The organism is Nitrosospira briensis C-128, from assembly GCF_000619905.2.
Taxonomy (GTDB): Bacteria; Pseudomonadota; Gammaproteobacteria; order Burkholderiales; family Nitrosomonadaceae; genus Nitrosospira; species Nitrosospira briensis.
The window spans coordinates 153442-177856 of the sequence record NZ_CP012371.1; the positions used below are offsets into that span (position 1 = coordinate 153442).

General features: G+C 54.3%; 18 protein-coding genes. 12 read left to right on the forward strand and 6 right to left on the reverse strand.

The window, feature by feature from the left end:
* The first annotated feature begins 3 nt into the window (after nucleotides 1–3).
* The 10 genes from F822_RS00745 to F822_RS00790 all read left to right on the forward strand — a co-directional run bounded on the left by F822_RS00745 (nucleotide 4) and on the right by F822_RS00790 (nucleotide 15284).
* Complete coding sequence (locus tag F822_RS00745) at nucleotides 4–1794, forward strand: IucA/IucC family protein (protein ID WP_025039828.1); 1791 nt, start codon at nucleotides 4–6, stop codon at nucleotides 1792–1794.
* Nucleotides 1795–1802: 8 nt separating this feature from the next.
* A complete protein-coding gene (locus tag F822_RS00750) occupies nucleotides 1803–2987 on the forward strand; it encodes an MFS transporter (RefSeq protein WP_036574411.1) in 1185 nt (394 codons plus the stop codon).
* Nucleotides 2984–4726 (forward strand): IucA/IucC family protein, encoded by a 1743-nt coding sequence (locus tag F822_RS00755; RefSeq protein WP_231623534.1) that lies wholly within the window; start codon nucleotides 2984–2986, stop codon nucleotides 4724–4726. Before F822_RS00750 ends, F822_RS00755 begins: the two co-directional genes overlap by 4 nt.
* Nucleotides 4726–6510, forward strand: coding sequence for an IucA/IucC family protein (locus F822_RS00760; RefSeq protein ID WP_025039825.1), 1785 nt, complete (start codon nucleotides 4726–4728; stop codon nucleotides 6508–6510). The genes F822_RS00755 and F822_RS00760 overlap by 1 nt, the downstream gene beginning before the upstream one ends.
* The gene (locus F822_RS00765) at nucleotides 6501–7262 is read left to right on the forward strand and encodes an HpcH/HpaI aldolase family protein (protein WP_025039824.1); all 762 of its coding nucleotides are present in this window, start codon (nucleotides 6501–6503) and stop codon (nucleotides 7260–7262) included. The genes F822_RS00760 and F822_RS00765 overlap by 10 nt, the downstream gene beginning before the upstream one ends.
* A complete protein-coding gene (locus F822_RS00770; RefSeq protein ID WP_025039823.1) occupies nucleotides 7259–8464 on the forward strand; it encodes a type III PLP-dependent enzyme in 1206 nt (401 codons plus the stop codon). Before F822_RS00765 ends, F822_RS00770 begins: the two co-directional genes overlap by 4 nt.
* 11 nt (nucleotides 8465–8475) lie before the next feature.
* Nucleotides 8476–8982 (forward strand): ParB N-terminal domain-containing protein, encoded by a 507-nt coding sequence (locus F822_RS00775; RefSeq protein ID WP_025039822.1) that lies wholly within the window; start codon nucleotides 8476–8478, stop codon nucleotides 8980–8982.
* A gap of 38 nt (nucleotides 8983–9020) precedes the next feature.
* Nucleotides 9021–11150: a TonB-dependent siderophore receptor gene (locus F822_RS00780; RefSeq protein WP_025039821.1), complete on the forward strand. Its 2130-nt coding sequence runs from the start codon at nucleotides 9021–9023 to the stop codon at nucleotides 11148–11150.
* 97 nt (nucleotides 11151–11247) lie between these two features.
* Nucleotides 11248–12399 carry a PepSY-associated TM helix domain-containing protein gene (locus tag F822_RS00785; protein ID WP_025039820.1) on the forward strand — a complete coding sequence of 384 codons (1152 nt, stop codon included), beginning with the start codon at nucleotides 11248–11250 and terminating at the stop codon, nucleotides 12397–12399.
* A 329-nt stretch (nucleotides 12400–12728) separates the two neighbouring features.
* The gene (locus F822_RS00790) at nucleotides 12729–15284 is read left to right on the forward strand and encodes a TonB-dependent siderophore receptor (protein WP_025039819.1); all 2556 of its coding nucleotides are present in this window, start codon (nucleotides 12729–12731) and stop codon (nucleotides 15282–15284) included.
* Between the two features lie 192 nt (nucleotides 15285–15476).
* Here the strand turns inward: F822_RS00790 and F822_RS15675 are convergent, their stop codons facing one another.
* The 3 genes from F822_RS15675 to F822_RS00805 form a co-directional block, all read right to left on the reverse strand.
* On the reverse strand, nucleotides 15477–16283 hold the full coding sequence (locus F822_RS15675; protein WP_025039818.1) for a PEP-CTERM sorting domain-containing protein: 807 nt from the start codon (nucleotides 16281–16283) through the stop codon (nucleotides 15477–15479).
* Between the two features lie 385 nt (nucleotides 16284–16668).
* Entirely contained in the window at nucleotides 16669–16869 is a 201-nt protein-coding gene (locus tag F822_RS00800) for a YbdD/YjiX family protein (RefSeq protein ID WP_025039817.1), read from the reverse strand.
* Between the two features lie 10 nt (nucleotides 16870–16879).
* On the reverse strand, nucleotides 16880–18949 hold the full coding sequence (locus F822_RS00805; RefSeq protein ID WP_025039816.1) for a carbon starvation CstA family protein: 2070 nt from the start codon (nucleotides 18947–18949) through the stop codon (nucleotides 16880–16882).
* A gap of 190 nt (nucleotides 18950–19139) precedes the next feature.
* On the opposite strand from F822_RS00805, the gene F822_RS15960 reads away from it, so the two are divergent.
* A complete protein-coding gene (locus F822_RS15960; protein WP_082204567.1) occupies nucleotides 19140–19325 on the forward strand; it encodes a transposase in 186 nt (61 codons plus the stop codon).
* A 137-nt stretch (nucleotides 19326–19462) separates the two neighbouring features.
* Here F822_RS15960 and F822_RS00810 read toward each other — a convergent pair whose 3' ends face one another.
* The 3 genes from F822_RS00810 to F822_RS00820 form a co-directional block, all read right to left on the reverse strand.
* On the reverse strand, nucleotides 19463–20416 hold the full coding sequence (locus F822_RS00810) for an RES family NAD+ phosphorylase (protein WP_197272855.1): 954 nt from the start codon (nucleotides 20414–20416) through the stop codon (nucleotides 19463–19465).
* 77 nt (nucleotides 20417–20493) lie between these two features.
* On the reverse strand, nucleotides 20494–21432 hold the full coding sequence (locus F822_RS00815; RefSeq protein ID WP_025039814.1) for a sce7725 family protein: 939 nt from the start codon (nucleotides 21430–21432) through the stop codon (nucleotides 20494–20496).
* Between the two features lie 5 nt (nucleotides 21433–21437).
* Nucleotides 21438–22328 (reverse strand): sce7726 family protein, encoded by an 891-nt coding sequence (locus F822_RS00820; protein ID WP_025039813.1) that lies wholly within the window; start codon nucleotides 22326–22328, stop codon nucleotides 21438–21440.
* Nucleotides 22329–22995: 667 nt separating this feature from the next.
* Here F822_RS00820 and F822_RS00825 point away from each other — a divergent pair.
* Nucleotides 22996–24381, forward strand: coding sequence for a sensor domain-containing protein (locus F822_RS00825; RefSeq protein ID WP_025039812.1), 1386 nt, complete (start codon nucleotides 22996–22998; stop codon nucleotides 24379–24381).
* Nucleotides 24382–24415: the final 34 nt, after the last annotated feature.

The following is a 24415-nucleotide window of genomic DNA, read 5'->3' on the forward strand; positions in this document are numbered from 1 at the left end:
ACCATGCAAATCATCCCACCTCATCCGTATGCGAGCCGGTTGGCTCAGGACCTGTTCGATGCGCTCTGGCTGGAAAACCTTTACAGTTTTCGCGGGCATTGCCTCATGCATCCGGAGGTCAATGGAAAAGTAGTGATGGAAATTGCGCTTGACGAAACGCGGTCGTTACGCTGGCAAGGGCAGAGGGCGGATGGCTTGCGCCCGTTTCGGGTGCTGGGTTCAAACGCGGTTTTGCATACGGCTACGAATACGACGAATCTCGAGCTCAGCAAGATTATCGAAGTCTTGCAGACGGCAAATTGGTGGCGTGACCGGACAGGTCGTTTTACGCGGTTCTTCACGCTTGCCTATGATCAGGCCGCATTTGCGGCAGTGCATGAGCAAAATATCCTGGAAAGTCTCATGGCTGCGCCCGAAGACCTGCTGCCCTGGGAAGCGTTGAGCTGCCTCAAAGACCGGCCGTTTCACCCCCTGGCCCGTGCCAAGGATTGGAATGGGGACCATGGCTATGGCTATGCCACGGAAACGATGGCGTCGCTTCCGCTTCACTGGGTGGCCGTACCGCGCGATTGTATAGTAAGCGCACCGGCGGCTCAGTTTGCCGGTCAGCCTCTGGCGGAGAGTCTGCTTGACCCTGGTCAGCAAGACAACTTGGCCAGCGCTGCTCGTGCTGGCCATGCCGATGGCGCGAACTGGTTATGGATGCCGGTCCATCCATGGCAGTGGGCCTGGCTCAACCGGGCAATTTCCCCGAAGCTCAGCGAATGCATTTATTTGAGTATGGGGCCCGGAACGGCGGTTCCCACTGCATCGTTGCGCTCGCTTGCCGTCACAGGAAACCCCGGTACCCATCTGAAGCTCGCACTCTCCGTTCGTACGCTGGGGGCAACTCGCGCTCTGCCGCCACGCTATCTACATAACGGCATACTTGCCAGCGCTTGCCTGGAATCCTTGCGTCGGCGCGACGACTGGCTGGCTGCTCACCTGCTGCTGTGCGATGAGGACAAGTGGTGGGCATTGAGCCAATGCGACGCACTCGACGCTGAACCGGGTGAGTTGGCCTGCATGATTCGCCGCTATCCGGTGCTCCCCGGCGCAACACTGATCCCGATGGCAGCGTTGCCGACAGTCTCGGCTGATGGCAAGTTGCCGGCATTCGATCACCTGATCGGCGCCGCAGCGCCGGAAGAAGCCGCCTGGCGCCTGTTCGGCGACATTGCCGGGGCTTTACTCGAGCTGGGACTGCGCTGTTTTGCGCACGGCGTCATGCCGGAGTTGCACGGGCAGAATGTATTGCTGGCCTTCAAGGACCGGCAAATTGCCGCGCTGGTGCTGCGTGATCATGACACATTGCGTGTGTGCCATCCATTGATGCAGGCCCAGGGCGTCACGATCCCGGACTACGTAATCGATCGCAGCACGCCTAATACACTGGAACTGAATACCCCGCGGGAACTGCTGGCCTATCTGCAAACCCTGGCGATTGAGGTCAATCTGTATGCGATTCTCGCTGCGCTGGCCACATATTATGGCCGGGACGAAGCGCATGGCTGGGGTGTTGTCCGCCAAGCGCTCGAAATCTGTTTGGCACATGCTCCGCTGCCGGTTGAAATCGCCGGGCAGGCAAGAAAAATGCTGCTGGAGGAGGCGGAGTGGCCCTTCAAGCAGTTGCTTGCTCCGCTATTCAATGTCACAAGTTTCGGTACCGGTATGCCCAGCGCAATGGGTCGTCTGCCCAATCCTTTATTAGCCGGCAGTCCATCGTGGCCGGAAGACGACAGACAGGCACGGTGATAACAGGCATGAATAACCTCACGTTGCTACTGGTCTGCCAGGCTGTTACCACGCTTGGGCTGATGGTCTTCGTGCCCATCATGCCGTTATATATTGCAACGCTGGAACAGATGGATGCCGTGGGTGCCGCGCACTGGAGCAGTCTTGCACTGGCGGCACCCGCCATCGGTACGTTGTGTTTCGCTCCTTACGTCGGCAAATGCTGCGATCGTTTCGGCTACAAGCGGATGCTGTTGGCATCGTTGGCCGTATTCACCGCCAGCATGCTGCTGATGGCGTTGAGCCCGGGTGTGCACGGTTTCATGCTGGGCCGTCTGCTGCAGGGCATAAGTACCATAGGCGTGGTGCTCACCGCCTTCATCGGCTATGTCAGCGATGACACTTCACGTGGGCGCTCGCTGGGTTTGCAGGAAAGCGCTATTGCGTGCGGGGCGCTGGCCGGCCCGTTATTGGGCGGCATGATGCTGGATTATTGGTCGCTCAAACCACTGCTGCTGACGAGTGCCGTACTTACGGGTGTGGCTGGCGGAATACTGTGGACTCAACTCAGCGAACCGCAAAAAGTTGCAGGAATTTCCGGCTTGCCCTTTTCCGGACTACGTACTGTGCTTGGCGACAGCAACCTGCGCAACTGGATGCTTGCAGCCTGTTTTATTCAGGCGGCCGCATTCGCCTTTGTCAATGTCTTCGCACTCTATCTGACGGCGCGTTTCCCTGCCGCCGAGGCAATGGCCAGCAAGATTGGGTTCCTGCACGCGCTGGGCTGGCTTGCGACCATGCTGGCCGCTCCGTTGTGGGGCCGCCTGAACGATCGCGGTGAACCGCGACGCTACTTCACGTTTGCTGCCATGGGGTGCGCGCTATCGGCCGGTTTACTGATCCTTATCGACGAAATCTGGATCGTCGCGCTGTTGCGGATAACCCAGGGTGCCTGTTACGCAGCATTGATGCAATCGGTGTTACTGGCTTGCAGCCGCCAGCTACCCATCTCGGCATATGGCTATGTGACGGGATTAAGCAGGAGCTTCATGGTTGTCGGTCAGCTGGTCGGCCCATTACTCATTCTATTCCTGCTGCCGTTCCTTTCCCCCATCGATCTTATCTGGCCTGTTGCCGTGCTGTTCTTCGCGGGTGGACTACTGGTTCTCAGCGATCGTACCGATGGTTTTTCATTTGCGGAGTTAAAAAAATGATTCCGATGCCTTCACATCTGCTGGAAATGGCACCCATAGAGCGGCGCCTGGTAGAGCAGTATGTCAACACCTATTGCCGGGAAACAGGTTGTTTTGATCCACGTCTCGCAGCGGATGACGCAGGACCGGTTGAACTCCGTTCGCATATCAAGGCCTGGCGTGCCGCCGGATCGGCGCCGTATCTGGTTTCGCTTGCAAAAACCGAGTACTGGCTAGCGGGTGCGTTTGCCTACTTTTCGCCGATTGGCTATCACCGGTTGGCGCCATTCGCCTGGATTGGACGGCACGGTAACTGGCAACCCTTGATTACAGATGCGGCGTTGCTGGCTGATCTGATCGCCGACGCGCTCGCCGCAGTCGCCGATCAGCCTGCGGAAATAACCGATCACAGCCGTGTCCGGTTAAAAACGCTGATGCGGAACAGCATAGCCCACGTCCGCCGCTTCCATTTGCATAAACCCACCGGGGAACGCCCGTCTTTCCTCTCTGCCGAGCAGGGACTGCGCTTCGGTCACATTTTTCATGTTACCTCCAAGGCTGCGGAAGGTTTCAGCGAAGAAGACATGCAACGTTACGCGCCTGAGCTGAGTGCGTCATTTCGCCTGCACTACTTCGCGGTCGCGTCCCGCATGCTGGAGACCCGCACTATCAATGGGAAGCAGCCCGCCATCGACCCGGAAGTGGCATTGTTCGCCGGAGACATGCTCGCCAACGGCGATTACCGGCTCTTGCCTTGTCATCCCTGGCAAGCCAATTATTTGCTGGGTCTGCCCGAAATCAGCATGCTGATAAATCAAGGAACGCTGGTTTCGCTCGGACCGATGGGTGAAGTGGCCTGGCCTACATCTTCGGTGCGCACCGTCTGGCTACCTCGCCAAAATTTGTTTCTCAAACTGTCGCTAAATATCCGTATCACCAATTTCATACGCAACAACCCATCCGAACAGGTCAGGCGGGCGCTGGATGCCAGCCTGGCTTTGTCGTTACTACCGCGTCATATCTCCGAGCAATCGGCATTTCGCATCCTGCCCGAATTGGCGAGCCAGACGCTGAGGCTGGCGGACGAGGCCTTGCGCGCTGCCTGTGCAGTGGTATACCGGCAGGCGATGCCAGTAATCGAGGCAGGGCACGTCCAGACAATCGTGGCGGTACTGGAAGAGCCTGCCGATGGAGAAATTCCATTGCTGGCCTTGTTGCGGCTCTCTGCCAGGGGAAAACCGCTCAGCGAGGAATTGATACGCATGTGGTGGAAATGCTATCTGGATGTCACTCTGTTGCCGTTGCTGCATCTCTTTCTGGAGCATGGCATCAGCCTTGAAGCCCACCTGCAGAATACCCTGATCGCCTTCCATGATGGCTGGCCGTCTCGTGGCTACGCGCGAGACATGGAGGGCGTCAGCATCAGCCGCACACGTTTCCAATTCCTCGACCACCTACCCGGCGACAGCCCGGTTCTCTACGCGGAGGAGCAGGCCTGGCACCGCTTCCAGTATTACGTGCTGGTTAATCATATCGGCCATGTGGCCGCCTGTCTGGCTCGCACCGGGCTGACTACCGAGGCGGCATTGTGGCGCGACACCGCATCGATATTGAGCTCGATCGACGACCCGTTGATACGCCGATTGCTCATACAGCCGACCTTGCCGGCCAAGGCCAATATGCTCAGCAGCTTCCACCAGCAGGGAGAACACCCATCATGGGTCGAGATACCCAATCCAATGATTGCAAAAGTAAACTAATGAATCCTGTCGACTATGAAAACCTGATTGATAGTCCGGCTTACCGCCAGGCGAGCCGCCGCGTGTTACGCCAACTCCTGGAGGCGCTGCTATTTGAGCGTGCGATACCGCATTGCACCTGGGATGGCGAAACACTGAATTTGCCGGGCCTCCGTGCGGATAACGTTCCCCTCAGCTATCAATGCCAGGCCCGCCAAACCATGAGCTTTGGCCGCGTGCGCATTATTACGCCGCTGCTGCGCATCGATGGCGGCGTTACCCATGAGGCTTGCGACCCTGCGTTGTTCCTGACGGAAATTGCCCCCTGGCTGGTTGCCGACGAACTACGGCTCAGCCAATTTGCATCCGAACTGCTGGCTACGCAGATCAAGGATGCGCAAACATTATTCGCACACAGCGGCAAGCCGTTGCGCGATGCGGACTATGACACGCTGGAAGCAAGGCTGACCGATGGCCATCTCTATCATCCGGCCTACAAGTCGCGGATGGGCTTCACGCTGGATGACAACGGAATGTATGCGCCTGAAATCGCGGCCTCGGTAAGGCCGCTGCTACTCGCCGTACGCCGGGATCGTTGCCGCTGGGCGGTTAGTAAAACGCTGAATAATGATGCGGAAAGGGGCGCTGCGCTGCTGGGTGAGCCCGGCTGGCAGTACTTTTACAATCAATTATCCCGACGCTCGTTGCAGCCCGACGATTATCTGCCGCTACCGGTTCATCCCTGGCAATGGGACGAAGTTGTCCTGCCCGGCTATCACCAGGCCCTGGCGCGAGGCGAACTGTTTGCGCTGGGCCTGCTACCTGATCGGTATCTGCCTCAGCAATCGATCCGTACGCTAAGTAATTTGAGCGACCGCAACCGACTGTCACTCAAGCTTTCGATGAGCCTCGTCAATACATCCACCTCGCGGGTGCTGGCGCCGCACACCGTGCAGAATGCACCCGTCATCAGTGATTGGTTGCATGGGTTGGCGGAGCGAACCGACTGGTCATTACCCCTGGCGCGCCCCGTGCTGTTGCGCGAAGTGGCCGGCGTGAGTTTCACGCCAGTGGCCTTGGCTCACGGCCAGTATGGCGCGCTGTCGTGCATCTGGCGCGAAAGCGTGCATAACTATCTGCGCCCAAGTGAAAGAGCGGTGCCGATGACCGCCGTCACGCATATCGATATCGACGGGAAGCCTTTCATCGATCCGTGGGTTCGGCGCCATGGGCCCGAGCAATGGCTGAAGCGGCTGGTGGAGCGGGCATACTTGCCGGTACTGCATCTGCTTTGGGAACATGGAACCGCATTGGAGTCGCATGCCCAGAATATGCTCCTGCTGGTGGAAGAGGGGCTACCGGCGCGCGTAGCACTCAAGGACTTCCATGATGGGGTGCGCTTCAGCAGAGCGCTATTATCCGCGCCTGCGCCCGTGCTCACCGCACCGCCGCCCGAGCATGCGCAGATCAATCCCAATTCCTTTCTGGAAAGCGAGAACGCCGAGGAATTACGGGATTTCACCTTCGATGCGCTTTTTTTCGTCAATCTGGCGGAACTGGCCTGGCTGTTCCTGCGCCACTACGGTGTAGCGGAAAAACGATTCTGGCAGATCACCGGCGAAGTGCTGCAGGCACACCAGAAACGCCATCCTCAGAGCGAGGCGCGTTATTCGCTGTTCGACTGCTTTGCCGATGAGGTAGGCGTCGAGTTACTTGCCAGCCGGCGTTTCCAGTCGGAAATTCGGTTACGTACCCGGCCTGCGCAGAACCCCCTTGCAAAAATCGAGGAGCCGTCATGTGTCTGAAGACGCGCCTGGAGGCAGGCGGCATCGTCTATGGATTGTTCTGTTCCACCCCCGCCGCGCTGAGCGTGGAAATAATCGCAGCGGCCGGCTACGACTTCATTGTGATCGACCTGGAACACACACTGATCAGCTCCGGGCAGCTTGCCGCAATGCTGCTGGCAGCCCGCGCCGGCAGCATTGCGGCGCTGGTCCGGGTAGCCTCGCCTCATCAGATTGTTCAGGTACTGGATGCCGGCGCGGAGGGCGTTGTATTTCCGCATATTCGCTCGGCGCAGGAAGCACGGGATGCGGTGCGCCTTTGCCATTTCGCCCCGCTCGGGGAGCGTGGCCTGAACGCTACCCTGCATACCCGTTACGGGCGCGATGACCTCGCCAGGTTCACGAGTGCCGCACGAGAATGCACCCTGGTGGTAGCGATGATTGAAGACCGTGAAGGGATGGAAAATGTCGATGAAATTGCGGCGGTGGAAGGGGTAGACGTATTGCTGGCGGGTGCGGCAGATCTCTCGCAATCGCTGGACTTGCCCTGGCAAACCCATCATCCGGACGTACGTGAAGCGGTATCGCTTGTTCGCGCCGCGGCAGAACGCCACAGCAAGATGTTCTGCGGCTTGCCGCGGATACCGGGGGATTTCGAATCTGATTATCGCAGCTCGGTTCGCATGTTCATTCTTGGCGATGATCGCGGTATTACGCGGCGCGCCATGGCGTCGCATCTGGTACAGCACCAGGCCAAGGTGCTCAAGCAATGAACCCGCAACGCCTGCACGATTATCTGCATGGTCGCGCCCAGTCCGACTCGCCCGATATTCAGCCCGTATGCGCCTATATCTATGATCTGGCACATTTACGGCGGCGCGCTGACATGCTGCGCCGTAGCCTGCCTTCACAATGCCAGCTCTTTTATGCCATCAAAGCCAATAGCGACGAGCCGGTATTGAAGGCGCTGCTCAACCACACCGACGGCTTCGAAGTGGCATCGCTGGGCGAAATCCGGCGCGTGCGCGCCATCGATGACGCCGTTCCCATCGTATTCGGTGGTCCCGGCAAAAGTGACGCCGAACTGGAAGGTGCGCTTGACCACCGAATCATGCTGATCCATGTGGAAAGCGAGCATCAGTTGCGGCGCCTCGACTGGATCGCGCGACACCGTCACGAGGTGGCGGATATTCTGCTCCGTGTGAACCCGGCCCATGTGCCGCAAGAGGCAACATTGCGCATGGGCGGACAGGCGACCCAGTTTGGCATTGAAGAGGCACAAATTCCCGCCCTGCTCGAACTCATCCGGACCTTGCCGGGCATTCGCCTCAAGGGTCTGCACATCCATGCCATTTCCAACAACCTCAATCCGGATGCCCACCTCGCCCTGATGGAGCATTACTTTGACCTGGCAGAGGCGTGGCAGCGCCACTATGGGCTGAAGTTCGACTGGCTGAATGTCGGCGGCGGCATTGGCATTGATTATGCTGACCCGGATTCGTCTTTCGATTGGGAAAGCTTCTGCGCAGGCCTGTCGGTACTCATCGCCGCGCGCCAGCCCGGGTTTCAGGTTGTATTCGAGTGCGGACGTTTTCTCGCCGCGGACTGTGGTTGCTACATGAGTGAAGTCATTGACGTGAAAACCGCCTATGGCAAACACTTTGCCATCCTCCGTGGAGGCTCGCACCACTTCCGGCTACCGGTTTCGTGGCAGCACAATCATCCTTTCATGATATTGGAGCGCGAAAGCTGGCACTACCCTTTTTCGCGTCCTTCAGTTCGCGATGCCCCGGTCACACTTTGCGGCGAGCTATGCACGCCGAAGGACACCCTTGCACGCGATGTCCATGTCAAACAGCTTCGAGCCGGGGATTGTGTCGCCTTCCTGCTGGCCGGCGCCTATGGCTGGCATATCTCCCATCACGATTTTTTAAGCCACCCTCATCCTGAACGTGTGTTTCTGGACAATTATTAAAAGGATTCACGATGCTCTGTTCGCTCCCCATTCATTTTGTACAGGTCAAGCGGGTTCGCCCGAATGAGTGCCACTATTCTAATCACGCGGTGACCCTGGCGGATACCATTTTGCGCGAACAGCTCTGGCGCATCCCCATCGCCGTGGAGCGTACCAGCCTGGCTGTCATGGATGGTCACCACCGCCTGGAGGCAGCGCGCCGGCTCAGGCTGAAGTATATCCCCTGCCTGCTGCTCGACTACGATTGCGTAAAAGTCGATGCAACGCGCCAGGGCTACCTGGTCAACCCGCATGAAATCGTGCGCCGCGCCAGAACCGGCGAGTTATATCCACCGAAAACCACCCACCACCGGTTTTCATCGCCGTTTCCCATTTGCAACATTTCGGTGCCGTTGCTGCAGGATCCGGCTGTCATATCTTCCTTGCCCGCATCCACGCGTTTCATGTCTCGCTATGAAATCAGTATGGCAACGGCGGCTGATGAGCAACATCCGACCATGAATAAGGACTTAACGTGAGGCGTAAATCCTGGTTCATGGAGAGAGGCATTGGCATCATGAAAATTAATTTGTACTCGGCAATCGTTGCACTTTCATCGACGTTCTGGATTCAGCAGGCGGAAGCAGAGACTCCGCCTGCTGAATCCAAGGCAGAGCAATCCAAGGCAGAGCAATCCGAGGCAGGGAAAAAGCTGCCCGCCGTCACCGTGACCGGCGAGCGGGTAGGGAGTTTCAACTCCGATTCCGTTCAGGTTGGAACATTCCGGGATATGGCGCCAATCGATGTGCCACAGACCAGCAATGTGATCACACGGGAAGTGCTCGATGCACAGGCCATAACCGGTGTATTTGGCGCATTGCGTAATACAGCGGGTGTTACGCGTTCGCAATTGAACGGTTCGACTTACGACAATATTGCGATTCGCGGCATTCTCGTGGAAAACCGCAGCAATTACCGGCTCAACGGATCCCTGCCGATTATCAACCTGATCGATATCCCGATGGAGAACAAGGAGCGCGTTGAAGTACTCAAAGGCGCCTCATCGCTATATTATGGTTTCGTGCCGCCATCCGGCATCGTCAACCTGGTAACCAAACGTGCGGGCAAGGATCCCATTACAAATGTCTCGTTGATGGCAAATATGTACGGCGGCGCCAATACGCATATCGACGTTGGGCGGCGCTTCGGTAGCGAGCAGCAGTTCGGGGCGCGCATCAATCTTCTCGCCGGGCGTGAAGATATCGGCATCCACAATTTTTCCGGTTACCGCGCCCTGATGTCGGGAGCCTTCGACTGGCGGATCACCGACAACCTTTCCGTCAAGTTTGATGTGGAGCATTACCGTAAGGAGGTTTCCGAGCAAGCGGCGATAAAGATCCTTCCAGCAGTCAATGGTGTGATCACATTACCCCCTATTCCGAATGCCCGCCGTAATCTCGCTGGGGAATGGCAAAAGTATGATGCGGAAGCAACCAACTTATTGCTCCGTGCCGATTATGCGATAAGCGACAATTGGGGACTGCTATTCGAGATCGGTAAGGCGCAAACCAGGCGAGACCGCAATTTCTCCCAGTTCCAGAATTACAACCTTGCCACCGGCGAGGGAACTCTGCAAACTTTCTTCAACCGTGGCCAGCATTGGGATAACCAGAATATTCGCGCCGAAGTATTCGGGCGGTTTCCAGGCCAGGCCATTACCCATGAGGTATCCGTGGGGTTTACCGGCAACGAGCGCAGGCAGGATCCTCGCACCTCATCCACATTCAATGCCACGCAGAATCTGTATAACCCCATTGATATTGCGCGGCAGTCTCCCACCACGCCATTTAGCGCAAACCGATCAAAAATAACGGATTTCGGCTTGTATATATCCGATCGAATCTTGATTGGCGGCAGGTTGCAAGTCATGCTGGGGGTACGCAGCAGTTTCTATGAGAGTGTCGCTGCGACCACTCACTATAAAGCCGATAGGGTCAATCCGTCGTTGTCCCTGATGTATAAGCCCATACCCAACGTGTCGATATACGCGAGTTACATTGAAGGGGTCGAGGAAAGCGGGCAGGCGCCCGCCAATCGTGCCAATAGTGGGGAGATCCTGGCGCCGGCGGTGTCGAAGCAAAAGGAAGTGGGCGTCAAGGCACTCGTCGCGCAGGGCATATTGCTTCAAGTAGCGTACTTCGACATCAAGCGCGCCTCGACAACCGTGGATGCAGCCAATCGTTTTGTTCTCAACGGCATGGCCCGGTATAGCGGCTTTGAGTTGTCAGCCTCTGGCGAGATAACGAAGCAATTGTCGCTCATCGGTTCGGCCCTGTTCATGGAGGCGGAACAATTGAACAGAGCCAATGCCGAGACATTCGGCAAGATACCGGATAACACGCCGCAACGCACGGCCAGCCTCTTTGCCGAATACCGCCCGACCAGCATACCTGGACTGGCGCTCAGCAGCGGCGTGCATTACGTGGGGAGGCGGCCCGTGAACAGCGCCAACCAGGCCTTCGTGGATGATTACGCGATACTTTCCCTGGGCGCACGCTACACGACTCGTATTGCGGGCAAACGCACCATGATCCAGGCAGTCGTGGATAACGCGGCCAACAGCAATTATTGGAGTACTGCGGGCAACGGATTGTTGGGTGTCGGCGCCCCGATTCTTATGAAGGTCGTGTCTCGGGTCGAGTTCTAATAACTGGTTCCAGGAGGGTATTCGGGAAGCCGAATTCCTGAAGCTGGAGCGCCCGCTTTTGGGGTACCGGGTTAAATATCCAGATGAGGTATTCGTCATGAAAATACGAAGGGTCGTCTTCAATTTTCATCTTTATATCGGGTTAGCGGCTGGATTGTTCCTGGTATTGAGCGGCTTGACCGGTAGCATGATCGTGTTTCGCGAGGAGATCGAAGCACTTTTGCATCCCGAATTGATGGAAGCAGCAGTGAGCGGCGAGCGGGTTCCTCTGCAAACCGTGCTGAATGCGGTCAAACAGGCTTACCCTGACGACACGGTTTTTTCTGTTCGCATGCCGCGCACGCCGGAGCAGACTTACCTGCTGAAAATGAATGAGCCGCATGGGCTATTCATTTATGCGGATCCTTACAGCGGTGAGTTGCTTGGCGCCCATCGGCAGGAAGACACTTTTATGGGGTGGGTTGCCCTGTTGCATACCGAACTTCTGATTGGGGAGGGCGGTAAAACCATCCTCGGTGTCAGCGCCTTACTGCTGATTTGCATGAGCATTACCGGCTTCTTCCTCTGGTTGCCGCCCAATGGAAAGGGAATAGGGAAACTTGCGCGGGGTTTCAAGGTTGGCTGGTCTGCGCCATGGAAAAAAGTTATTTTTGATCTGCATCGTGCATCAGGCGCCTACACTATCGTTTTTCTCCTGATTATTGCCTTTACCGGTGTCTCCCTCGTGTTCAATAAAACCGTGGTTGAGCTTACCAATTTTCTGACAGCGAGTGTGCCAAGACCGGCCCCGCCTCATTCCGATCCTCTCGGTGCCGCAGGAATGATTCTTCCGCTGGACGATCTACTGCATCAGGCCGACAGCATTCTCTCAGGGCCAACTACCTGGATCAACCTTCCGCAAACGCCCCAGGCGCCTCTGGTGGTGCGCAAAAAAATGCCGGAAGAATTCCATCCGAATGGAAGAAGCTTCATCTATTTCGACCAATACACCGGAGCAGTATTGCGGATTGAAAATGCTTTGGCAGCACCTTCAGGAACCCGGATTTATAACTTTTTTTACCCTCTCCATATCGGTATGGTAGGAGGAACGTTCACACGGATTTTACAAGTGATCATAGGATTTTCGCCTCTTGTGCTATTTGTTACCGGCTACCTCATGTGGAGGAATCGAACGAAAACGAGAGTATATAAAAAGACTTCTAAAAATCCGGTTCCTATCAGCCGCAAAGCTGCGCAGGGAAAACCATAAAACCCTATTAACGCTATTGCCTTTCCGGTGTCATTGAAATATAATGAGAACCGTTATCATTTCTTAAGATAAAGAAAGAATTACTCACAATCTCATACCGTGTTCCGGCGCCTCAGACGAGGCGGCAATCGTAAACCCACTCATCAGAGTGGGATATGGAAGGCGCCACTCCGAGGCGATACCGTATTGAGAACCGGCTGCAAAGCCGAGAAATGATTTCACCGCCGCTGGGATAGGAGAATTAGTGCCTAAACCAGCGGCATTCTTATAGCCCGCCAGCCATTCGGCAAGCCAGCCAATTTTTATCCAACCTATTGGAATTATTGGCTGTGAAAAATAAATATAAAAGTAGCGCGAACATTGTTGCGTCCCGACTTATCGCCTGTTCGGTTAACGCTAATGAACTCAAGAATACCCCCCTCTGTGCGATTCGCTCCGAAAACCACGACGTGGTACGAAAGCACAATGGCAGGAAAGAAAAATCCAACTTATATCGATCTTCCCTCGCAGCGGCAATACAGGGTGCGCTGCTTTTTCTTGGCACGGCTGCGATAGCCTTGCCTCATGCGGCTTTTGCCGAGTCTGGCGTTGGCGACAGCGCCCATGCACAGCCATACAATATTTCTGCCGGCCCGCTGGAAGATGCGCTCAATAATTTTGTAAGGCAGACACGGGTCAAGCTCTCCTTCGCTGCCGCCGATGTAAAAGATATCACCACGCAAGGGCTGAACGGCAATTTCTCGGTACAGGGCGGATTGAACCATCTTCTGACTGGGAGCGGCCTCGAAGCGGTACCGCAGGCCAATGGGTACATTGTAAGGAAGCTACCTGCGATCGTAGCTGATCAACCTACGGCGCTACCGCCAATAAAAGTCTCTGCGAGCACCATAACCAGCCCGACGGATGGTTATATGGCCACAAAAAGTTTTAGCGCCACCCGAACCGATACCCCGCTACGCGATGTACCGCAATCCATCACCGTTGTAACACAGGAGATGATCAAGGATCAGACCATGCTGAGTATCGGCGACGTGGTGCGTTATGTGCCGGGTGTCAACACATCACAGGGGGAGGGCAATCGCGATACCGTGATTTTTCGTGGTAACAGCTCAACGGGCGATTTTTATGTCGATGGGTTACGCGATGACGTTCAGTATTTCCGCGATCTCTACAATGTAGACCGGGTCGAGGTCCTGAAAGGATCCAACGGGATGATTTTCGGGCGGGGTGGTGCGGGTGGCGTGATCAATCGTGTCATCAAGGAGGCCGGTTGGACGCCCATTCGTGAAATTTCGGCGCAGTATGGATCCTTCAGCCATAAGCGGATTGCGGTCGATATCGGCCAACCCATCAACGACGTCGCGGCTTTCCGGCTCAACGCAATGTACGAACATTCAAACAGCTATCGTAACGGCGTCGATCTGGAGCGAGGCGGGGTCAATCCCACGTTTACATTCAAGCCGACTGCTCAAACCAAGGTCGTGCTGAGCGGGGAATACTTTTTCGATCGGCGTACCGCAGACCGCGGCATTCCTTCTTTCATGGGGCGCCCAGCCAATACGGACCGCTCGACCTTCTTTGGCAATGCGGAAAACAGCCCGACGAATGTCGATGCCTGGTCGCTGAATTCGCTCATCGAGCACAGGTTCGATAACAATCTTAAAGTCCGTAACCGTACCCGTTATGCCAGTTACGATAAGTTCTACCAGAACGTATTTGCCGGAAGCGCTGCTTCAGCCGAAGATGCTACGGGAACAGTAGCTATTTCGGCCTACAACAATGCAACCCAACGCCAGAATCTTTTCACTCAGACAGACTTTCTGTACAACCTCGAAACTTGGGGTGTGAAGCATGAGTTCATGACGGGCGTGGAGTATGGCCGCCAGGTTTCGGACAACTTCCGCAATAGCGGTTTTTTCAGTACGCCTAATCGAGTATCCTTTCTTAACCCCACTTTTCTGGGTCCGGTCTCCTTCTCACAGAGCCCCACTGATGCCAATAATCACGGTGTGGTAGAGGTGGTGGGAATCTATTTACAGGATCAGATTACGCTTCTCCCCCAATTGAAGGCGGTCCTGGGCATACGCTACGATAATTTCGATGCGAATTTTGTCAATAATCGCAACGGCCAGCGGATACATACCAATGATGGACTGGTTTCGCCTCGGGTCGGATTGATATATAAACCGATCGAAGAAGTATCCATTTACGGCAACTACAGTCTGGCTTATGTACCGCGTGCGGGTGATCAGCTCAGTTCGTTAACGTTGAGCAACGCGGCGCTCAAGCCCGAAAGTTTCATGAACCTGGAACTGGGTGCCAAGTGGGATATTCGCCCTGATCTTTCGCTGACCACGGCGCTGTATCAGTTGGACCGCAGTAATGTAATTACTCAAGATCCCAACGATCTCAGCCGGACAAGCTTGGTCGATGGCCAGCGCGCCAGAGGGGCCGAGATAGGTTTGATGGGCCGCATCACTCCGCAGTGGAGCGTGATGGGGGGATATGCCTATACCGATGCGGAAATTAGCAAGGCGTTAGTCACCACCTCAGGGAGCACTACTCCAGCCGGCTCGGTTGTGGCACAAGTTCCCAAGCATACAGTTTCCGTTTGGAACCGCTATGATTTCACGCCGTTTATCGGATTGGGACTAGGCGTGATTCATCGCAGCAGCATGTATGCTGCAGTAGACAATACCGTGCTCCTGCCCGGCTTCACGCGACTGGATACGGCCGTGTTCGTCCGCCTCAACAAGACCCTGCGGGTTCAGGCAAATATCGAAAACATAGCTAATGTCAACTATGTTGCGTCAGCCAACAGCAATAACAACATAACGCCGGGTGCGCCCCGCATTTTTCGCCTGACGGTCGTTGCTAACTTTTAGATTGGTTATGAATCATGAGTATCTGAAACCGGGCCTTATGAAGGGGATAGCCACGTAAAAAACTACGCATTGGTCCAACGCGATAAAGCCCCGAAGCTCGGGTGTTTATTTTCGAGTCGATACAAAAAAGCCTCCCGAAGGAGGCTGGATAATCCTCTTATCCTTTGAAGACCGATTCCTGGGTGACGGGATTCAGGTGCTCCGGTTATTGCCCCGTCGCCGGACCATTGCGCCCATCAGCTCCAGGCCAGCCAGCAACATTGCATAGGATTCGGGCTCCGGCACCGAGCTGACTGGAGAGTGTGCCGATAGATCGAAGTTAACGTTGAGCGAGCCATTGCCAGCACCACTGGCGAAAATGCCAAATACCAGGGTTCCCGATTGTGATTGTGAAGGTGGGGTCCCATAGTAATTATGCAGCGAAAACGAAGAATTGGAATGAGTACTGGAGCTCCCATTGTCTACGTAGCTGTTAAAGGACGCGCTCCCGCTGACTGATGCGTGGTCGTAATTGTAGCAATAGTAGCAGTAATTGGAAGTCTCCCCGTTTAAGCTGATAGTATAAGGAACGGTTACAGTCAGCACACCCGGCCCGTCAAAAGTGAATTGCTCCGTTCGGGTACCCGAAGAGCTTGCAGAACCATGCACCGAGTTCGCGTCCCCTGAAAAATTTAGCGTGGAGGCTAACGCATTGGCAAACGTGGTTCCGGCATCTGCGTCGGCACTCTTGGGATCTGTCCAGTTATTGATTGACTTCGAATTATTTTCGTGTTGTCCGGGAGACGACGCATATGAACTCAGCGACGTGTTTTGACCTGAAAATGTCACTGTAGGTACTGTATCGTTGACACCCGTAATCGATAGCTGGAGCTTGCTCCAGTCGATAGTAGCGGTCGCTGCAACCGGGGCAGTGGTGTCGGCTGCAACTGAAGATTGGCTCAGTCCAACTCCGATTGCGCATGCTGTTACCAAAAGTCCATGTTTTATCAGATGGTTCATATAACCTCCTAGGCATCGAAAATAAAATTCATGATTACTTCACGGTTCAGCAAAGCAAGATCGGAATGCTGAATCTCCATCATGAATTGAAGTTTTTTATTTTCGACTGTTCAGCGAACAGACAGGAAGGTTAAATCGGAACTCGTCCGGACTCCTTTCAGGCATTCCGAAATGGGAGTTTTTTTACCGGGTTAATCGCGAAGTTGGCGTACTGTGCGTGATGAGAGGGAAGAGCAGAGGCATCCCGAGCCAGATTTTGAGTTATCCGGCACTGATCGACATCAATGTTGGGAGGCAGCGATAGGCCCCCATCCTCGCTTTCCGACTATCAGTATCCTTACGCGATCCTTATCGCGTATGCGGCAGCTTAGCTTTGGACGGCTGCTTAGCAACAGCGGGTGATTTTACCGGTACTGCCGTAGCGCGCTTCCTGGCGCTCCCGGAAGAATTCCTGGTAAGACATGATCAGCTTGTCGGGATGCGCATTTTTCATGTGATCAACATAAGTGCTGTATTCGGGCACGCCAACCATGAGCCGCATGCTCTGTCCCAGATACCGAACTGTTCTGCTTATTTTATTCAGCATAGGTGATTCCTCACGTTCTTGCCGCCTCGACCGGCAGCAATTCGAATGGCGCTTCTTTAGCGGTAGGTCTGCCCGTGGCGCGTGCGCGTAGCACTGTCTGGATACCGAAAAACAGGATGCTGATCAGTACCAGCATGAACAATCCCGCTAACGATGCATTCACATAGTCGTTAAAAATCACCTGTTGCATCTGCTCCAGTGACTTGGCTGGCGCAAGGAGCACGCCGTCCGCGACAGCGTCCTTGTATTTGCTGGCGTGCGCCAGAAAACCGATGCGTGGATTGGCATCGAATATCTTCTGCCAGGCGGCGGTCAGCGTGCACACCAGCACCCATGTGGCAGGCACGATCGTCACCCAGGCGAAACGGTCAAGCTTCATCTTGAACAGCACGCCGGTGCAGAGAATCAACGCAATGCCGGCGAGCATCTGGTTCGAAATGCCGAACAGCGGCCACAGCGTATTGATGCCGCCCAGCGGATCAACCACGCCCTGGTACAGAAAATATCCCCAGCCGGCAACGCAGATACCGGTGGCGATCAGGCTGGCAACCAATGAATCGGTGCGCTTCATCGACGGGATGAAGGTACCCAGCAAATCCTGCAGCATGAAGCGTCCGGCACGGGTTCCCGCATCGACCGCGGTCAGGATGAACAGCGCCTCGAACAGGATCGCGAAGTGATACCAGAACGCCATCATCGCCTTGCCGCCGGCAAACTCCGACAGGATTTGCGCCATGCCTACCGCCAGTGTCGGCGCGCCGCCGGTACGAGAAATAATGGTGTGTTCGCCCACATCCCGTGCGGTCTGCGTGACCATTTCGGGCGTGAGATAAAAACCCCATTGCGATATGGTTTGCGCAGCCGATTCCGCTGTGGTGCCGATAATCGCGGCCGGGCTATTCATGGCGAAATACACCCCGGGCTCAAGCGTCGAAGCGGCGATCAGCGCCATGATGGCGACAAACGATTCCATTAGCATCGCCCCGTAGCCGATGAAGCGGGCATCGGTCTCGTTGCGGATCATCTTGGGGGTAGTGCCGGATGAGATGAGCGAATGAAAACCGGATACCGCGCCACACGCGATGGTAATGAACAGGAAGGGAAACAAGCTGCCCGACCAGACCGGGCCGGAGCCATCCACAAACTGCGTGAACGCCGGCATCTTGAGCATAGGCGAAATGAAGATGACGCCGATGGCCAAGCCGACAATCGTGCCGATCTTGAGGAAGGTGGACAGGTAGTCGCGCGGCGCCAGCAAGAGCCAGACAGGCAGTACGGAAGCGATGAAGCCGTAGGCGATCAGTACCCAGGTCAACTGTTCGCCAGTCAGGGTGAACATGACCGCCAGCGCGGGAATTTCCTGCACGTATTGCCCGCCGATGATCGACAGCATCAATAAAACAAAACCGATCAATGAAACTTCGCCGATCGCACCAGGGCGGATATAACGCGCGTAAACGCCCATGAACAAGGCAATGGGCATGGTGGCGGCAACCGTAAAGGTGCCCCATGGTGATTCCGCCAGCGCTTTGACCACGATCAGCGCCAGCACTGCCAGCAGGATCAGCATAATGAAGAAGGTGCCGAACAGGGCAATCATGCCGGGTATCTGCCCCAGTTCCGATTTGATCAGATCACCCAGCGAGCGGCCATCACGCCGCGTGGAAATGAATAACACAACGAAATCCTGCACCGCGCCGGCGAAGACGACACCCGCCAGCAGCCACAACATGCCCGGCATGTAACCCATCTGGGCCGCCAGAATTGGGCCGACAAGGGGACCGGCGCCGGCAATCGCGGCGAAATGGTGCCCGAACAATACGTACTTGTTGGTCGGCACATAATCCAGGCCATCATTGAATTTATAAGCCGGCGTCATGCGGGTGGGATCCAGCCTCAGCACCCGGCTGGCGATGAACTGGCTGTAGAAACGATAGGCAATGGTGTAGACGCAGACAGTGGCGATAACGATCCAGATGGCGCCTATCGATTCGCCATGGTGCAGTGCGATGAAGGCGAATGCAAACGCGCCAAGCGCGGCAAACGCCCACCAGCCGAGCTTAGTGATTAGATGATTCATTATCTGTTCCAGGTGATGACGAGATGATTCACTTATCTGAAATTGGTCAGAGACGTCAGCGCTTCAGGTTAACGTGAGGCTATTGCCGACAAGCTTGGTATTCAAACTGCCAATTATTATCTTATTACGTAAGCGCACGCTGGAATTATAAATATAGTGACGCGAAAGATCAGAATGGTAACCGCAGCAAGTGATTTTACATGGCAATAATCGGACTTCGATTTTCTATGAAGAGGTGGATTACAGGTTCTATATTGGTAAATTACGGTTAGCCTGTAAAAAGCACGATTGTGACATTCACGCCTATGTGCTGATGACCAACCACGAGCATTTATTCATTGAAAAGACGGGTAGGGCCTGCGGCCAAGGGTGGTGATAGTCGACTGGAGCAATTCAAGATCAATCGAGTCTGATCTACGATTTTTTTGCTAGATTTTCTCTGTATAGAGTGATTAAGCGCAATGTGCGACTTCCGCCTGATACTCAGCCCAGTTAGCTCTGTTGCCGGTGCAGCTATTGCGCTCCCTCGACCTCGACGGAGACACGCGTAACCACGTGTTTCTGCACAGCACCTGCCGTCGCCTTTTCTGGCTTGAAGAGCGCAAGGTTCATCCCGCTGCTTACAGAGCTACGATAAATGACGCCATCGTAGCCGCATTTCTTAATAAATTCGCAAAGATATTGGCTTGGGGTATAATCGAACGCTGCGGCATGGGGGAAAACTGGACGGATCAGTTCTTCTCCAAGCCGCTCCAAAAACGTGATATCGAAACGCATCTGACCAACGTCTACTTCGTCCGCGAGCAGAAATGGCGAAACCGTTCGCCGGGGGGTGCGAAGGTCTACAAGTTTTAGGTCATTCGTCATGGTAAAGTCCGCCACATAAACAATCTCACCAGTATGCGGACGGATTTCTGAAACTGCGGTCACAGTTTCAGAACCCAAGTATAAGTATGGAATCCCTGCTGGATTTGCGCGCCCATGTGGCGCGATCTTTGCAGGAGGCGCTTGCATTTCTGCGATTGGGAATACCGTGTCACCCCTTTGGACTCGAGCGCGATACCAAGTGCTCGGGATTTCGTTCGCGTCGAGCATCAATCGCTCAAGAAGAAGTTTGAGCCTGTCGAAATCAATCTGCGCTTTCGGAAAAAAGCGATTCTCATGCATCAACTCCTTGCGAAGCTCTTCCCATTGGCCAAGCCTATCAAACTCATACTGCTTGGACGGTATAAAGCTTCTGCGGACAATTTGGCCGTCATCGAGAATATCACCGAGTAACTCCTTGGCGTGGGCGTCATCCATCTTGGGATGAATGAACAAAGCCCAATCTTCTTTAAGCCATTGGACTAGCGACTTTCCATCGTCGTCGAACTGGTAAACGTTCACTAGGACACCGAACATGTCGGAAAGTTGACATGGGTCGATCAGGATTTCCTGTTCAGTACGGCAATAGTCACAGGTTCCCATTTCAGTCGATCGAAACGATATTTCCTTTCGTAATCCTCGATCTCCGAAGCAACTTGCGCAGCACTTCATCGCGGATTCTACTTCTTGAAATATGTATGCAGTGTTTCGATGTGATGTTGCATCGACAGCTTCTTAATATAGCCAAGTCCGGGAAAGTGGCGCCGGGCATGAAGCTTGCGGAACTCCTGCACTGCTTTCGATTCCAGCACTTTTGATCCGGACTTATCTAGCGTCTGAATCATTTTTTCCAATGCCTCCGCAAACTTTCCTGCGGGGTCTTTAGGCGTGTCCTGTCTGGTAGATACAAAGTGATAAACATACATCGCTTCGTCTTTGTCGTCGTCGATGTATGTTAAATGAATCGCTATCGCGTAAGCAGGGCCGCCAGTCTCGGAGTAGTCGTCGCCGACTATGAGAAAATCGCCAAACCCATCCATCCCTTCGTCTTTGAAAGTTGCATGGAGGTCTGAGAATAACTCGACCTCAGGGTGCTCTCTGTTTTTTCGACGCTGGAAACCGTCGCGGATTAGTACCCGTTGGTTATTTTTGAAGTGCTTCTGATGTAACTTTCCACTGTCTGGCTCGAAAAACACATGGCGCATGCTTTGCGCCTGCTCGCCTAGAGCGTCTGCTAGTCCTTTGGCATCAGAAAATCCGGCGTGAATAAGAGAAAGTGAGTGGCTCGCATGAGAGTCACAGCACGCCTGAACATCTGTAGTGGTCATGTTGCCCTTCAGTAAAATGCCCACCGATATGCCTTCCGCCTCGGCAAAATGCTCGGCCATGAGCATGGAGATATCCTCGCCATCACTCGAAAAATCGCCGTGAAACGGATTAGTGATGACGACTGCTTTCCCGCCAGCCTCGACCACGGCATCAAGCGTTCGTTTCAACCCGTTCAGCGCCTCCTTGACGGGTTCGATGATCGGGACAAACCCTGACACGGCCAATATGTGAGCCGTCTCACGAATAGTAATCAACTCGTTTTGTTTACCGCGAAAATAGGGATGATACATGTTCCCTATATCCACTTTATGGCGTCGCTTAGACGCGCATTCACTGCATGCAATAGGCGTTCATGATCAATCCTTCTGAGCGGAATCGAAAGCACAGCAGATTGCAAGGAGCCTGGAAGTTGGCCGACCAGATCGGCGAGTGGCATCAAGTTCCGCGTCTTTTTCAGCACATGTACCATTCCAGAATGCGCCGCTTGTGGGGTCAGTTTGATGAACTGGTCGCGAAGCGCTGAATGCAACTCGGTGTTGGGCACGTTTGGAAGACACAGACCGTTTCGCGCAAGAATCTGCTTTGCTTCGTTTAGACGAATTGAGTCGAATATAGCGGCACAACTTGTGCGTTCCGGCTGATCTATGGCCTCTCTCAAGGTAGAAATCTGATGACGACCCGAAAGTCGCATCACGCCGACATCTGTGGACACTGCGTCAAAAACAGCATCTACATGGTTTTCGCCAGCAATCACGTAAACTTTCGCGAACACGTGTCTGTAGGCGCGAATTTGTCGCTCCAATCTGCCGAGAGAATCGCGTTCGGATTTGATTTCATAGACCGTTGCTGTGCCGTTGAAGATTGCTAGATCAGCTTTGCATTCACCGACCCGAAATTCAGTCAGCATGGAAGCTGTTTGAAGCGAATGCGCACCAAGCAATATTTTATGAGTGAGTGCCGCCTTATAAACGTACTCGTGTCGATGAGCCTTTTTCTGGAGGATTGAGAAGGCGACATCGAAAAGATCATGCACGCGATCAGATGGTGTTACTTTTTGAAACAGAAGTGCTTCATTCGACAGTCGCGCAAAAAGCGGCGACTTTCCTTTGCGGGCCATTTCTCGGATGACGCCCGACGAGAAAAGCCGCGAGATTGCGGATAACTGGTTGGCTTCGATGCTTGTCATCCTTCTATCTGATCGTCTTGATTCCTGAATCTTGATTCCTGAATTTCGTTCAGGAGATACTAAGTTTAATCTATTTCCCCTTTTATTTCAATAGATTTGGTTAAAGTATGTTGACTCATGCTCGCTTAGCTTGATGTGGTTAGACGACTTTAGTCGTCTGCATCAAAGCTGCGCTAACCCACCTACTTTCAGTAGGTGGTGGTTTTGATATTACAAGCGCTGACGCCGAAACTTCAGGGTCAGAGCGAAGAATCCCCAACCGACTCTGACCCAACACCCAACACTCGAGCTTGGCGCGCGGCCCGGACGTCTCGAATTAATCCAGCCGGGGCTAGCACCGGGCTCTGTATGATAAAATCACGCGGTGATCTTCTTGTTCATCCGTTACTGTCCTTAAGCGGACTGTACTATAAACAGTACGGTATTCAGCCTTTTTTAAACGGCTTTCTGTTCGCTTTGGTGGCTTTGCCTAAATCCGTGATAGCGGTATGCCTTGCGGGCTTGGTTGGCCGTTGTGAAAATTGCGCGTTTATCACTCTTAAGCACCTTCAGACCTTCAGTCATGATTCGATATATCCAGTATGATTCGGAGCCATCAGCCGGGGGTAACTCTGGAGTTGTCTATAAAAAGCCAGGCTGGTCAAACCCTGGCTAGTGTCCTTCACATATGAATACAGAAACTTACGCACCTTTGGCTAGATTTATAGATCAACTGCTTGACGCTATTTGCGTTGTTGATGGAGAGGGGCGTTTTATCTTTGTCAGTGCAGCATGCGAACGTATTTTTGGCTACACGCCGAAAGAAATGATCGGCAAGGTTATGTTGGAGATGGTGGTACCTGAGGATCGAGCGAGAACTCTCCAGGCGGCCAATGAAATCATATCAGGGCATCCTACACTTGATTTTGAGAACCGCTATATCCGCAAGGATGGGCGAGTGGTGCACATCATGTGGTCCGCCCGCTGGTCCGAAGCCGATCAACTGAGGATTGCCGTTGCACGAGACATCACCGAGCGCAAGCAGGCCGAATCGATGCAGGCAGCGCTCTATGCCATTTCCGAAGCTGCGCATACCGCAGAGGATCTACTCTCTTTATTTCAGCTAATTCATCAAATAATCGGCAAGCTGCTGTCAGCCACTCATTTTTCCGTGGCAATGTACGATGAGAATAATGATCAGTTGAGCTTTCCCTACTACACCTGCGGCTATGACGAGGCGTCCGAACTGCAGCAAACAGCCGTAAGAACCCTCTGCGCAGAAGTCATTCGCACTAGGCAGCCCTTGCTGCTGGGGCCTGAGTCGCTGGCTAGCCTTCCCGAGGAATTACGATCTGTCAACGAAGGCAATGTGGTGGGCTGGCTGGTCGTTCCGCTCAACTCACACAAGGGCACTATCGGGGCCCTGATTTTGAAAAGCAACTCGAACGGTGCGTGCTACACCGAAAAGGACAAGGAACTGCTGCAATTTGTCTCCACTCAGGTTGCCACCGCTATCGAGCGCAAACAGTTACACGCTCGACTGAAGCACATGGCGCAATACGACGGGTTGACGGGGCTGCCCAACCGAGGACTTTTATATGATCGTCTGAAAATGGCGCTGGCAAGAACACGACGGGAACAAGGACAAATGTCCCTGCTCTACCTGGACTTGAACAATTTCAAACAAGTCAACGACTCTTTGGGTCATGTTGCAGGGGATGAACTGCTGCAGGTGATCGCCATTCGCCTGCAGCAGTGCGTACGCGATTTGGATACCGTCGCGCGCATGGGCGGCGATGAGTTTGTGGTGCTGCTCGAAAACATCGAGTTGCCCGAGCACGCCTCGAATGTAGCCAAAAAAATCCGCAGTGTTATCAGCCAACCCATAAAAATAGAAGGCTGCAGCCTCTGCATACTGCCGAGCATCGGGATCGCACTCTACCCCGATCATGGAGAGGAGGCGCACCAGCTTCTCAGACATGCCGACGAGGCCATGTATTTTGAAAAAAAGAACAATGATAACCACTTTGCAAATGCCTCTTATGACGGCATTCGCATGGAATCGGCATCATAAAAGAGAAGTTTATCAGTACGGTATCCGCGTTGGT

Coding starts and splice junctions, on each gene's coding strand:
- F822_RS00745 (WP_025039828.1), top strand. CDS start 4: ATGCAAATCATCCCACCTCATCCGTATGCGAGCCGGTTGGCTCAGGAC.
- F822_RS00750 (WP_036574411.1), top strand. CDS start 1,803: ATGAATAACCTCACGTTGCTACTGGTCTGCCAGGCTGTTACCACGCTT.
- F822_RS00755 (WP_231623534.1), top strand. CDS start 2,984: ATGATTCCGATGCCTTCACATCTGCTGGAAATGGCACCCATAGAGCGG.
- F822_RS00760 (WP_025039825.1), top strand. CDS start 4,726: ATGAATCCTGTCGACTATGAAAACCTGATTGATAGTCCGGCTTACCGC.
- F822_RS00765 (WP_025039824.1), top strand. CDS start 6,501: ATGTGTCTGAAGACGCGCCTGGAGGCAGGCGGCATCGTCTATGGATTG.
- F822_RS00770 (WP_025039823.1), top strand. CDS start 7,259: ATGAACCCGCAACGCCTGCACGATTATCTGCATGGTCGCGCCCAGTCC.
- F822_RS00775 (WP_025039822.1), top strand. CDS start 8,476: ATGCTCTGTTCGCTCCCCATTCATTTTGTACAGGTCAAGCGGGTTCGC.
- F822_RS00780 (WP_025039821.1), top strand. CDS start 9,021: ATGAAAATTAATTTGTACTCGGCAATCGTTGCACTTTCATCGACGTTC.
- F822_RS00785 (WP_025039820.1), top strand. CDS start 11,248: ATGAAAATACGAAGGGTCGTCTTCAATTTTCATCTTTATATCGGGTTA.
- F822_RS15675 (WP_025039818.1), bottom strand. CDS start 16,283: ATGAACCATCTGATAAAACATGGACTTTTGGTAACAGCATGCGCAATC.
- F822_RS00800 (WP_025039817.1), bottom strand. CDS start 16,869: ATGCTGAATAAAATAAGCAGAACAGTTCGGTATCTGGGACAGAGCATG.
- F822_RS00805 (WP_025039816.1), bottom strand. CDS start 18,949: ATGAATCATCTAATCACTAAGCTCGGCTGGTGGGCGTTTGCCGCGCTT.
- F822_RS00810 (WP_197272855.1), bottom strand. CDS start 20,416: ATGGGAACCTGTGACTATTGCCGTACTGAACAGGAAATCCTGATCGAC.
- F822_RS00815 (WP_025039814.1), bottom strand. CDS start 21,432: ATGTATCATCCCTATTTTCGCGGTAAACAAAACGAGTTGATTACTATT.
- F822_RS00820 (WP_025039813.1), bottom strand. CDS start 22,328: ATGACAAGCATCGAAGCCAACCAGTTATCCGCAATCTCGCGGCTTTTC.
- F822_RS00825 (WP_025039812.1), top strand. CDS start 22,996: ATGAATACAGAAACTTACGCACCTTTGGCTAGATTTATAGATCAACTG.